Annotated in this window: 7 protein-coding genes and 3 pseudogenes; 5 read left to right on the forward strand and 5 right to left on the reverse strand. The window is 73.6% G+C overall.

All coding sequences use genetic code 11. The annotated features are described in order from the left end of the window. The first annotated feature begins 147 nt into the window (after window positions 1-147). Complete coding sequence (locus ACEXOX_RS37430; protein WP_406525240.1) at window positions 148-1,890, forward strand: pyruvate dehydrogenase; 1,743 nt, start codon at window positions 148-150, stop codon at window positions 1,888-1,890. A gap of 286 nt (window positions 1,891-2,176) precedes the next feature. Next, a pseudogene (locus tag ACEXOX_RS37435) lies at window positions 2,177-2,543 on the forward strand (ATP-binding protein). A 36-nt stretch (window positions 2,544-2,579) separates the two neighbouring features. On the opposite strand, the pseudogene ACEXOX_RS37440 reads toward ACEXOX_RS37435, so the two are convergent. Together ACEXOX_RS37440 and ACEXOX_RS37445 are read right to left on the reverse strand one after the other, a co-directional pair. Beyond that, window positions 2,580-3,703 (reverse strand): annotated as a pseudogene (locus tag ACEXOX_RS37440) (DUF2637 domain-containing protein). Window positions 3,704-3,899: 196 nt separating this feature from the next. Then, window positions 3,900-4,739 carry a (2Fe-2S)-binding protein gene (locus ACEXOX_RS37445; RefSeq protein ID WP_406525241.1) on the reverse strand — a complete coding sequence of 280 codons (840 nt, stop codon included), beginning with the start codon at window positions 4,737-4,739 and terminating at the stop codon, window positions 3,900-3,902. A gap of 301 nt (window positions 4,740-5,040) precedes the next feature. Between ACEXOX_RS37445 and ACEXOX_RS37450 the strand changes: the two genes are divergently transcribed. After that, window positions 5,041-5,808, forward strand: a complete 768-nt coding sequence (locus tag ACEXOX_RS37450) for a GntR family transcriptional regulator (RefSeq protein WP_406526590.1) — start codon at window positions 5,041-5,043, stop codon at window positions 5,806-5,808. Window positions 5,809-5,857: 49 nt separating this feature from the next. Here the strand turns inward: ACEXOX_RS37450 and ACEXOX_RS37455 are convergent, their stop codons facing one another. From ACEXOX_RS37455 to ACEXOX_RS37465, 3 genes and pseudogenes are all read right to left on the reverse strand, one after another. After that, entirely contained in the window at window positions 5,858-6,733 is an 876-nt protein-coding gene (locus tag ACEXOX_RS37455; protein ID WP_406525242.1) for a hypothetical protein, read from the reverse strand. A 167-nt stretch (window positions 6,734-6,900) separates the two neighbouring features. After that, window positions 6,901-7,769 (reverse strand): annotated as a pseudogene (locus tag ACEXOX_RS37460) (hypothetical protein). A 467-nt stretch (window positions 7,770-8,236) separates the two neighbouring features. Continuing rightward, entirely contained in the window at window positions 8,237-9,916 is a 1,680-nt protein-coding gene (locus ACEXOX_RS37465) for a PucR family transcriptional regulator (protein WP_406525243.1), read from the reverse strand. A 316-nt stretch (window positions 9,917-10,232) separates the two neighbouring features. On the opposite strand from ACEXOX_RS37465, the gene ACEXOX_RS37470 reads away from it, so the two are divergent. Further along, the gene (locus ACEXOX_RS37470) at window positions 10,233-11,120 is read left to right on the forward strand and encodes an FAD binding domain-containing protein (protein ID WP_406525244.1); all 888 of its coding nucleotides are present in this window, start codon (window positions 10,233-10,235) and stop codon (window positions 11,118-11,120) included. Further along, entirely contained in the window at window positions 11,111-11,755 is a 645-nt protein-coding gene (locus tag ACEXOX_RS37475; protein ID WP_406525245.1) for a (2Fe-2S)-binding protein, read from the forward strand. The genes ACEXOX_RS37470 and ACEXOX_RS37475 overlap by 10 nt, the downstream gene beginning before the upstream one ends. The last annotated feature ends 1 nt before the right edge of the window (window position 11,756 follow it).

The raw sequence follows: 11,756 nt of genomic DNA on the forward strand, positions 1-11,756 counted from the left end.
AGGCGTGGCGGTGTCCGAGTGACGCGGCAGGCGTAGTCCGGCCGGACACGGCTCGGAGGGAGTGGTAGAACCGAGAGGAATGCCGCAAAAGGGCCATGGTCGGGCGCGTGTCTGCCCCTCGGTCCAGCACCGGAGGAGCGAGGCGACATGGCGAAACAGACCGTGGCCGGGCAGTTCGTCGACATTCTGGTGCGCGCCGGCGTGCGGCGGCTCTACGGGGTCGTCGGCGACAGCCTCAATCCCGTCGTCGACGCGATCCGCCGCAACGCCGCGATCGACTGGGTACAGGTCCGCCACGAAGAGGTCGCCGCCTTCGCGGCGGGCGCCGAGGCGCAGATCACCGGGCGGCTGACGGCCTGCGCGGGCTCCTGCGGCCCCGGCAACCTGCACCTGATCAACGGCCTCTTCGACGCCCACCGCTCGATGGCCCCGGTGCTCGCGCTCGCCTCGCACATCCCCTCCAGCGAGATCGGCACCGGCTTCTTCCAGGAGACCCACCCCGACCGGCTGTTCACCGAATGCAGCCACTACAGCGAGATGATCTCCACCCGCGACCAGATGCCGCGGGTGCTCCAGACCGCCGTGCAGAACGCCATCGGACTCAGCGGCGTCGCGGTCGTCTCGCTGCCCGGCGACATCGCCGACGAGGAGGCGCCCGAGCGCTCCATCGAGACCGCGCTGGTCACCTCGCGCCCCTCCGTACGCCCCGGTGACGCGGAGATCGACCAGCTGGTCCGGATGATCGAGGACGCCGGCAAGGTCACGCTCTTCTGCGGCAGCGGCACCGCGGGGGCGCACGCCGAGGTGATGGAGTTCGCCGAGCGCCTCAAGGACCCGGTGGGGCACGCGCTGCGCGGCAAGGAGTGGATCCAGTACGACAATCCGTACGACGTCGGCATGAGCGGCCTGCTCGGCTACGGCGCGGCCTACGAGGCGACACACGAGTGCGATCTGCTGATCCTGCTGGGCACGGACTTCCCGTACAACGCCTTCCTGCCGGACGATGTGAAGATCGTGCAGGTCGACGTGCGCCCAGAGCGGCTGGGGCGGCGCTCCAAGCTGGACCTCGCCGTCTGGGGGGACGTACGCGAGACGCTGCGCTGCCTCAACCCGCGCGTCACGCCCAAGAAGAGCCGCAAGTTCCTCGACCGGATGCTCAAGAAGCATGCCGACGCCCTGGAAGGCGTCGTCAAGGCCTACACCCGCAAGGTCGACAAGCACACGCCGATCCACCCCGAGTACGTCGCCTCCGTGCTGGACGAGGAGGCGGCGGAGGATGCGATCTTCACTGTCGACACGGGGATGTGCAATGTCTGGGCGGCGCGCTACATCAGTCCCAACGGCCGCCGCCGTGTGATCGGTTCCTTCACCCACGGATCGATGGCCAACGCCCTGCCGCAGGCGATCGGCGCGCAGTTCACCGACCGGCGCCGCCAGGTCGTCTCGATGTCCGGCGACGGCGGCTTCTCCATGCTGATGGGCGACTTCCTGACCCTCGTCCAGCACGACCTGCCGGTGAAGGTGATCCTCTTCAACAACTCCTCGCTCGGCATGGTCGAGCTGGAGATGATGGTCGCCGGCCTGCCCGCCTACGGGACCGACAACCACAACCCGGACTTCGCCGCCATCGCGCGGGCCGCCGGGGCGCACGGCGTACGGGTGGAGAAGCCCAAGGAGCTGCGCGGCGCGCTGCGCGACGCCTTCAAGCACAAGGGCCCGGCCCTGGTCGACATCGTCACCGACCCCAACGCGCTCTCCATGCCGCCGAAGATCAGCAAGGACATGGTCCAGGGCTTCGCGCTCTCGGCCGGCAAGATCGTGCTGGACGGCGGGGTCGGCCGGATGCTCCAGATGGCCCGTTCCAACCTCCGCAACATCCCGCGCCCTTGAGCGGGCGGACCCGGCCCCCGGCGGAGATCGAGTACGGCCGCTGACCGGACGTTCCCCGAGGTGAGCCGCGGGCACATGCCTGCGGCCTGCTGCCGTGCCGTCTGGCGGGCCGAAGCATGGCGGCGGGTCGGGTGGGAATGCATGACCGTGAAGCTGTTCGAGACCACGGCACGGAAATGCGTACGGGGCGGGGAGGATGAAGCGTCAGTCTGTGCGGCGCGAGGACAGAGCCGGACCGGTGGACGGACGCGCCGGCGTCCGCAACGGTACCCGGCTGCCGGGGACGATGGAACGCACACTGCGGCGTGCGGATCTGACGGCGGTGGCGGGCGTACGCGCCGAGCTGCGTCAGCTGCTGCGCCAGTGGGGGAGTGCGGGGACGCCGACATAGCGGAACTGCTCATCAGCGAGCTGGTCACCAACGCTCTCGTGCACACGAACGGGAGCGCCGTCGTGACCGCCACGGTCACCGACCGACTACGGGTGGAGGTACGGGACTTCGTCGGGCGGCGGCCCAGGCTGCGTCCGCCGACGACGGACGGCACCTCGGGAAGGGGGCTGATGCTGGTGCACTCCCTCGCGGACGCGTGGGGGTCAAGGCCCACGGCGTGGGCAAGTGCGTCTGGTTCGAGCTGGGCGGCGGACCGGCCTGACGAAAGGCCGGGGGTGCGGGCACGGTCCGCCGCGGGTCAGCCGAACTGCTTCTCGATCTGGGCCAGTTTCTCCTCCAGGGAGTCCAGCCGGGGCAGTGCCTGGGTGTCGTCCTCGGCGGTCAGGTCCACGGTCCGCCGGTACGGGCCCGCCGGGTCGGCGCCGGGGCCGTGCACGGCCTTCAGCGCCGGGCGGGAACCGGCCGGATGCAGTGGGTCGGACCCCGTGGACAACGCTCCGGGCGGCAGGGATTCCGGGTCGCCGGCTATCGCAGGTTCCGCGCCGGCCTGCTGCGCGGCGGCGGGGGAGCCGTGGGCCGTCGGGACGCCCGCCGTCAGCGGGACCTGCCGGCCGCCGCGGCCGCGGCTCCAGTGCCGGTGCTGGCGGTTGATCGCCTTGATACGGGCGCGGTCCAGCTTGTCCCGCTCCCGCCTGCGGTGACGGTTCTGCTCCTTCTGCCGCCGGTCCTCGCGTACCTCTTCGACCGCCTCGTCCAGCGTCCGTACGCCTTCCAGCAGCATCAGCGACCAGGCACCGAAGGTCTCCCGGGGGCCCGCAGCCACCGCACGACGCGGATCTGCGGCAGCGGACGCGGCACCAGGCCCTGTTCGCGCAGCGCGGCCCGCCGGGTCTGCTTGAGCGCCCGGTCGAAGAGGACCGCCGCCGACAGGGACATCCCGGCGAAGAACTGGGGCGCGCCGTCGTGGCCGAAGCCGCGGGGCGCGTGCACCCAGTTGAACCAGGCGGCGGCCCCGGCGAACAGCCAGACGAGCAGGCGCGAGCCGAGCGCCGCGTCACCGTGGCTGGCCTCGCGCACGGCGAGCACGGAGCAGAACATCGCCGCGCCGTCGAGCCCGAACGGCACCAGGTACTCCCAGCCTCCGGAGAGGTTGAGGTTGGTCACGCCGAAGCCGACCAGCCCGTGGAAGGAGAGGGCCGCCGCCACCGCGGCGCAGCAGAACAGCAGCAGGTACGAGGCGGTGCCGTAGACCGCCTCCTTGCGGCGCTTGCGTTCTTCGCCGCGCTCCCAGGAGTCCTCGCCCCCGGCCGCCGTTTCGGACGAGCGCTTGCCGCGCAGGACCACGAACACGGCGGAGAGGATGCCGACGAGCAGCAGCACCCCCGGAGCCAGCCAATTAAGCGATATATCGGTCATTCTCATCCAGGGACCCCTTGCCTCGGCGTACGCGGTTTCGCGCGACATCCTGGCGGAATCCGTCCGTCGCTCCGAAGGGTTTCGGGGCAAGAGCACCGCAAGGGAGTGCGGGGACCTACGGATGGGTGGGTCCGGCTCGAACTCCCTTGGAAGAAGACAGGGTTGAGTTCGAATTCGACGACTCGATCGGGTGGTGTGGGTGTCAGGTGGTTGCGGTGAGGCGGCTGATGCGATCCGCGTCGCACGTACGCGGGCAGGTCACACAGGTGTCCTCGGGGCGCAGCGTGTAGAACATGCAGCAGCTCGCCCGGTCCCGGGTGGGCAGCGCCGCGCCGTCCGGACCGGTCAGCTCGCGGAAGGCGGCGCCGCCCGGGTACGGGGCCGTGCCGCCCGGCAGCAGCCGCTTCAGTTCGGCCACCGCCCGCGGCTCCTCGCCCAGCAGGTGCCCCAGGTACCACAGGCCCTCGGCGATCTCGTCCGACACCATGCCCCACAGGGCCCGGGGGCCGCGCCGCATCCGGGGCCGGAAGGCCTCCAGGACCGGCCCGAGGTGCTCGGCGACCGCCTCCCGCACCTCGGCGCGCAGGGCCTCCTCGTCCGGGACGACCCGGGCGCCGGGCAGCTCCGCCGCCGGGTCGCCGGGCAGGCACGCGAACGAGTGCACCCGTACGGCCATCCGGCCCTGCTCGCGGTGGTGGGCGACGGCCCCGACGGGCAGTCGCGGCACCCGCCGGCGCAGGAACCAGGGGATGGTGATCAGCAGGCAGGCGGGCCAGGCGTAACGGTGCAGCGCGAAGGTCGCGACGACGTCGGGGCGGGCCCGTTGTCCGTAGTCCGCCACCACCTGCGCGTCGTCCCAGGCCAGGAAGGCGTCCAGAGCCGCGGGGTCGGTGGCCAGCCCGGCGGCCGTCACCCAGCCCTCGCCGTGCGGTGCCGCCGTCTCCCAGTCGGTCACCTTCAGTGTGGGGAACACCTCGGTCAGCCGGGCGTACGCCCCGGCGAAGGGCTCGATGCGCGGCCGGGCGGCGAGCAGAGAGGCCATGCGGGGCACCACCGATATCACGTCCGTTGGCAGGTAAGGCTTACCTTACCCGATCTTCAGTGGTTTTGAGCCGGGTTTGAACTGTCACAGGGGGCGCCTATGGTGCTGGAGGACGTGAGGAGGAACCCGTATGGAGCAGGGCAGAGCGGAACCGGCGCCGCGGCTGCGCGCCCAGGTGCCCGCGCAGGGCGGCTCGCTGCCCGTGCGGGGCGAGCACACCGGACGCGACGTGCCCGCGCGGCATCCCGCCGTGCCCGCCGGCCCCGGCGCGCCGGACACCGCGTACGAGCACGACCCCGGCGTGCCCGACCCCGCCACGGCGTTCGTGCCCGTGCCGCTGTCCCCTCTTGCGGCTCCCTCCAGGGCGGCGCACGGCGGCGTACGGGGAGGCGCGGCGGTCCCGGCCCCCGCTTCCCCCGCCGACGCCGTACCGCGCAAGCAGCCGCAACGGCATTCCGTACGCGGCCAGGTGCTCGCCGCCCTCCGCGAAGCCCTGATGTGCGGCGAACTGCGCCCCGGCGAGGTCTATTCGGCCCCCGCGCTCGCCGTCCGCTACGGCGTCTCCGCCACGCCCGTCCGGGAGGCCATGCAGACGCTGGCCGGGGAAGGCGCGGTCGAAGTCGCCCCGAACCGCGGCTTCCGCATCGCCGAACGCACCCACCGCGACCTCGCGGAGCTGGCCGAAGTGCGCGCCATGCTGGAGATACCGGCGCTGCTGCGACTGGCGCGGGCGCTGCCGGCCGAGCGCTGGGAGGAGCTGCGCCCGCTGGCCGCCGCCGGCGTCGCGGCCGCCGCCCGCGGCGACCGCGCCGGTTACACGGAGGCCGACCACGCCTTCCACCACGCGCTGCTCGCGCTCACCGGCAACCGCCAGCTCCTCCTGGTCGCCGACGACCTGCACCGCCGTACGCAGTGGCCGGCGCCCGGCGGCGCCCCGCCCCGCACCGCCGACCTGCTCGCCGCCGCGTCCGAGCACACGGCGCTGCTGGACGCCCTGATGGCCAGGGAGTACGCGATCGTCGAGCGGATCGCCCGCGAACACCTGGCGTCCGCCCGCCGCGCGCACTGAGCGGCGGCGCGCGTCCGGGCAGCGGCGCGCCACTGGGCGACGGCGCGCCTCAGGGGATCAGCCGCTCCAGCGGCAGCGCCGCCACGTCCGCCGCGGGCCGGGAGAGATAGAGGTCCGCGTGGTAGAAGCCGTCCGACTCCTTGCCGGTGGTGTCCAGGCCCCGGTCCTGGAGCGCGCCGAAGGCGGCCCGGCGCTCCGCGAGGTCGGCGAACCGGCGCTGGCGGAAGGTGCGTACGGGCAGCTGCTCGGTCACCAGGCCCGCGTCCGCGAGCAGCGCGGCGACCGGCGCGTACGACACGGTCCGCAGGACGAACGCGGCGACCCAGGGCGGGGCGGGCGTACAGGCGAGCAGCCGGCCGAAGGTGGTGGCGGAGATGTAGCCCACGCCGCCCGTCACGGTGATCAGATCGGTACCGGCCATGGCGGCGCGCAGCCGCGCGGTGGGCTCGGCGGCCTCCAGGTTCTCGGCGAACCCGGCGTCCAGCAGGCCCACCCGCTCGGCGTAGCCGACCGCGTGCCGGGCCGCGTCGATGCCGAGGATCCGTACCGCTTCCGGACGGCGCAGTTCGTCGAAGAACGCCCGGTCCTCGGAGGCCAGCCGGCCCGGCGCCAGACCGCCGGTCTCCTGGGCGTCGGTGTACCGATCGTACAGGTCGACGAGGCTCAGCTTGTGGTTCAGCAGCGCGGCGTTGACGCCGTAGGAACAGCACAGGTCGACGACCTGGAGCGGCGGACGGCCGGGGCGCCGTCGTTGCAGGGACTCGGCCAGGGCGCGGAAGACGCCCTGGCCGTGGTGCGGGATCTGATAGTCGAGCGGGCGCAGCGTCCGGAAGTACGTGCGCGGGTCGGGACGGTCGTAGATGGCCTCGAAATCCGCCTTTCCCCAGTCCGGGCCGGCCGATGGGTGCGGTGCTCCTGCTGCCAAGGTGTGGCCTCCTGAAAGGCGCTGCCGAAGGTCGGGAGTCGACCGCACCAGCATCCAGTGCCAAGTCGCCGACGGACAGTGCGACTTGAGGCCAAATTCGGGGTCCGTGGGACGCGCGGAGTGACATATGCCCCTGCCGCGCCCCCGGCAGCGTGGCATGCCGTGCCCTACGACGGCGCGGGCGCCGCCGGCGCGTCGGCGAGGTGCTCGGCGAGCCAGGTCGGTACGCCGCCCATGAGCCGGAACAGGCGGGCGGCCTCGGCGCGCAGTCCCGCCGCCTCCTCCGGCGGGGCCGCGTCGGCGAGGGCGACCAGCGCCGGTGCCGTACCGACCAGGAAGCCCAGCTCCTCGCGGATGCGCAGCGATTCGCCGAAGCCGTGCCGGGCCTCCGCCAGCTCGCCGTCGCGCAGGGCCAGCCCGGCGAGGTGGCGCCAGGTGAAGGACAGCAGCAGGGTGTCGCCGTGCGCGGTGGCGCCCGCGTGGGCGCGGCGGTAGGCGGCGCGGGCGGACTCCGGGCTGTCGGCGACGTGTTCGGCCATCAGGCCGCGCCGGAAGTCCAGCATCGGGCGGCCGGGTGCCGCCGGTGCCAGCAGCGCCGCGGCGCGGCCGAGCGCGGAGCGGGCCTCGTCGGCGCGGTCGCGCACGCCGAGGACCGTGGCGGCGTACGCCAGCTGGCCGCGCTCGCAGGCCGCGGCGCCGCGCTCGTCGTTGTCGCCGGCCAGCGCCTCGGCGGCGCGCAGCGCGTCCTCGGCCGCCGCCCACCCGGTGGCGGTGAACATGCAGCGCTCCACGAGGAGTGCGGCGCGGCGGATCGCGTACGGGGGAAGCCCGCCGCGTGGGGTTCCAGCAGTGCCGCCGCGTCGTCCCAGCAGCCCCGTGACCGCAGCCGCCACACGGCACGGTCCAGGGCGTCCGCCCCGGCCGCCGACCTGGCTGCCGGAATTCCCGGCTCCGGTCCCGCGGTCGCCGCGGTTTCCGCGGATCTCGCCGGTTCCGCGGTTCCCGCCGGTTCCGCGGATCCTGCGGCTCCTGACATGGCGGTGTCCGCCACATTGCCCTCCCCGAGCGCACCGTTGAGCTGGACCTGAGAAGCAGTGGGCGCATCTCAGCACGGATTCCGCCGCCCGGCCAAGGGGGAAGGTGAATGATTTCACAATCTCTTGGACGCGCTACGGGGTTGACGGCCCGCGCGGGAAACGGGCGGGGCCCGGCGACCCATGGGCCGGTGCGCTCAGGACGCGCTGTTCAGCCGGGCTGCGGCGATACCCCCGAACGGGTGAAGCCGCGCCGGTACGGTTCGCCGCTGCTGACACGGAGTCAACTAACGGCGCCCGGCGACCAGTTGCGTATCGGCCGCCGGAACGGCGCATACGAGCCATTCCGTTATGGCCGGATGTGCGCCCTGCCGCCCGGCGCCGACGAGCCGGTGCCGGAGGGGTGTCGCGCAGGCGGTGGGCCGGACGTCCGCAGATGCGTCGCGTCCCACCCGCGTATGTACACGCCTCAGCTCATCCGCAGCGCCAGGAAGAAGTCCAGCTTGTCCTCCAGGCGCGCCAGATCGCGTCCGGTCAGCTGCTCGATGCGGCCGACCCGGTAGCGGAGGGTGTTGACGTGCAGGTGGAGACGGGTGGCGCAGCGGGTCCATGAGCCGTCGCAGTCGAGGAACGCCTCCAGGGTGGGGATCAGTTCGGCGCGGTGGCGGCGGTCGTAGTCGCGCAGCGGGTCCAGGAGGCGGGCCGTGAAGGCGCGGCGTACGTCGTCGGGGACGAAGGGCAGCAGCAGGACGTGCGAGGCCAGCTCCTCGTGGCCCGCCGCGCAGACCCGGCCGGGGCGGGCGGCGGCGACCCGGCGGGCGTGCCGGGCCTCCTCCAGGGCGCCGCGCAGGCCCTCCGCCGAATGGACGGAGGCGCTGACGCCGATGGTCAGCCGCCCGTCGTCGGCCAGCCCGCGGGTCAGCGGCTCCTGGACGACGGACAGCAGGGTGCCGGCCTGGAGACCGGCGGCGGACGCGTCCCGGCCGTCCCGTGCGTCCCCGTCGTCCGGTACGGCCGGCAGCGGTACCAGCGCCACCGCCTCGTCGCCGGTGTGCGCGACGGCGATCCGGTCGGACGGGTCGGGCCCGAACGTGCCGGGGTCGACCAGCACCTCTTCCAGGAGGGACTGGGCGACCGGCCCGCCGGGCACGTCCCCGCCCTCCCACTCGACGCGGGCGACGACGACCTGCCAGTGCGGGGCGGTGCCCAGACCGGGCAGCAGCACCGGGGCGGCCACCCGCAGCCGGGCGGCGATCTCGGCGGGCGCGGCGCCCGTCTGGACCAGTTCGAGGACCTCTTGGGCGAGGCGTCTGCGGACCGTACGGGCCGCGTCGCGGCGGTCGCGTTCGACGGCGATCAGCTGGGTGACGCCGTGCAGCAGGTCCAGACGCTCCTCGGCCCAGTCGCCCGCGTCCGCCTCGACGGCCAGCAGCCAGTCGGACAGCACGGTCTCGCGCAGGTCCCGGCCGGTGCCGCGGATGGGGAAGAGGGAGTACGTGGTGCCGCCGAGCGGGAGGCGGCAGGGGCCGCGGCGGCCGGTGCGGGATGCGGCCAGGTGCTCGCCGGCCAGCCGTGCGCCCACCTCGACGGGCAGCTCGGGGCCGGAGCCGGCCAGGCTGGACCCGGCGATCTGCCGGCCGGTGGGGGACAGTACCCAGGCGCGCAGGTCCAGGTCGGAGCCGAGCAGGTCCAGGACGACCTCCGGGCCGCCGCCGGCGGGCCCGGACGTCATCAGGCGGCGGTGCCGGTCCACCACGGCGGCCAGGTCGCCCGCCCGCTCGCCGGAGACCTGCCGTACGACGTACTCGGTGATCGACGCGAACGAGACGGCCTCGACGACGGAGAACAGGGGCAGGCGGTGCCGGGCGCAGGCCGCCACCAGGTCCTCGGGGACCGAGCCCAGCTCGGCCTCGCCCGCGGCCAGTCCGGCGACCCCGGCCGCGGCCAGGATGCGGACGAACCGTTCGGAGTCGGCCGGCTCGCGGCGCCAGGCCAGCCCGGTGAGCACCAGTTCGCCGCCGGACAGGTAGCGGCTGGGGTCGCGCAGGTCGGTGGTCATCACGCCGCGCACGGTCCGGTCCAGTTCCTCCTCGCCGCCCAGCAGCCGCAGGCCGAGGGGGCCGGTGTCCAGGAGTGCGCGGAGCCGCATGGTCTCTCGCCCGCCGTTCTTCTCTGTCCGGTGTTGCCGGTGGAATGCCGCGAGGTTTCTGGGCCCCGCCTTTCGTTCGAATCTACAAGACATGCGCCGTGGCCAGCCAACCGCTTCATGGTTTCGGTGACTGCACCCGGCGGGTGCCCGGCGCGTTCACTGGGCCCCACCGCGTAAACACGACATGAACAGCCCGGCGGACGCGAGGGCCGAACGTCCTCGCCCCGGGCAGCGGACGACCTGATTCGCGAGCGGAGCCGGTGCCTGGACTGCCCGGCGCCCCGCCGTACCGAAGTTTCGTGGAAGAGAGCCCCGTATGGACTTCCTTCGGCCCGCCAGCTGGGAGGAGGCGCTCGCCGCCAAGGCCGAGCACCCCACCGCTGTGCCGATCGCGGGCGGCACCGACGTGATGGTCGAGATCAACTTCGACCACCGCCGCCCGGAGTACCTGCTCGACCTGAACCGCGTGGACGACCTGCGGGAGTGGGAGGTGGGCGAGGAGACCGTACGGCTGGGAGCGTCCGTGCCGTACACGCAGATCATGGAGAACCTGCGCACCGAGCTGCCCGGCCTGGCGCTCGCCTCGCACACCGTGGCCTCCCCGCAGATCCGCAACCGCGGCGGCGTCGGCGGCAACCTCGGCACCGCCTCCCCGGCGGGCGACGCGCACCCGGCGCTCCTCGCCTCCGGCGGCGAGGTCGAGGCCGAGTCGGTACGCGGCCGCCGCATGATCCCCATCGACGCCTTCTACCTGGGCGTCAAGCGCAACGCGCTGGAGCCGGACGAGCTGATCCGCGCGGTGCACCTGCCGAAGGCGGACGGCCCGCAGCAGTTCTCCAAGGTCGGCACGCGCAACGCGATGGTCATCGCGGTCTGTGCCTTCGGCCTCGCGCTGCACCCGCGCACCCGGACGGTACGGACCGGCATCGGCTCGGCCGCGCCCACCCCCGTACGTGCCAGGGCCGCCGAGGAGTTCCTGGCGGCGGCGCTGGAGGAGGGCGGCTGCTGGGAGTCGGGGCGGCCCGTACCGCCGTCCGCGGCGAAACAGTTCGCCGAGCTGGCGGCCGGTGCCTGCAACCCGATCGACGACGTGCGCGGCAGCGCGAAGTACCGGCGCCACGCGGTGGGGATCATGGCGCGCCGCACCCTCGGCTGGACCTGGGAGTCCTACCGCGGCAACGAGAGGAGCGCCCAGTGCGCGTGAAGTTCACCGTCAACGGCCGCGAGCAGCAGGCCGACGACGTATGGGAGGGCGAGAGCCTGCTGTACGTGCTGCGCGAGCGGATGGGTCTGCCCGGCTCGAAGAACGCCTGCGAGCAGGGCGAATGCGGCTCCTGCACGGTCCGTCTGGACGGCGTGCCGGTGTGCTCCTGCCTGGTCGCGGCCGGTCAGGCCGAGGGCCGCGAGGTCGTCACCGTCGAAGGGCTGGCCGACTTCGCCGAGCAGCGCGCGCGGCACGGCGGATGCGCCACCGGGGCCTGCGGCACGGCGGCAGCTACGGCGGCGTCCGGCGAGGCGTCCGGTACGAGCCTGGACGCGGCGCGGCGCTGGCAGGTCAAGCCGGCCGGCGCCGGCGGCCGGACGGGGGAGCAGGCCGGACTCGCGCCGATCCAGCAGGCGTTCATCGACGCGGGCGCCGTGCAGTGCGGCTTCTGCACCCCCGGCCTGCTCGTCGCCGCCGACGAACTGCTGGAGCGCAACGCCCAGCCGGCCGACGCGGACATCCGCGAGGCGCTGTCCGGCAACCTGTGCCGCTGCACGGGCTACGAGAAGATCCTCGACGCGGTCCGGCTCGCCGCCGCCCGCGGCGACGCGCGGACCACCGGAACGGGGGCCTGAC

This window comes from Streptomyces sp. Ac-502, from assembly GCF_045222935.1.
Taxonomy (GTDB): Bacteria; Actinomycetota; Actinomycetes; order Streptomycetales; family Streptomycetaceae; genus Streptomyces; species Streptomyces monomycini.

Bases quoted from the DNA above. Each gene is read 5' to 3' on its own strand.
- ACEXOX_RS37465 (WP_406525243.1), bottom strand. From the start codon at position 9,916: ATGCGGCTCCGCGCACTCCTGGACACCGGCCCCCTCGGCCTGCGGCTG.
- ACEXOX_RS37445 (WP_406525241.1), bottom strand. From the start codon at position 4,739: ATGGCCTCTCTGCTCGCCGCCCGGCCGCGCATCGAGCCCTTCGCCGGG.
- ACEXOX_RS37470 (WP_406525244.1), top strand. From the start codon at position 10,233: ATGGACTTCCTTCGGCCCGCCAGCTGGGAGGAGGCGCTCGCCGCCAAG.
- ACEXOX_RS37430 (WP_406525240.1), top strand. From the start codon at position 148: ATGGCGAAACAGACCGTGGCCGGGCAGTTCGTCGACATTCTGGTGCGC.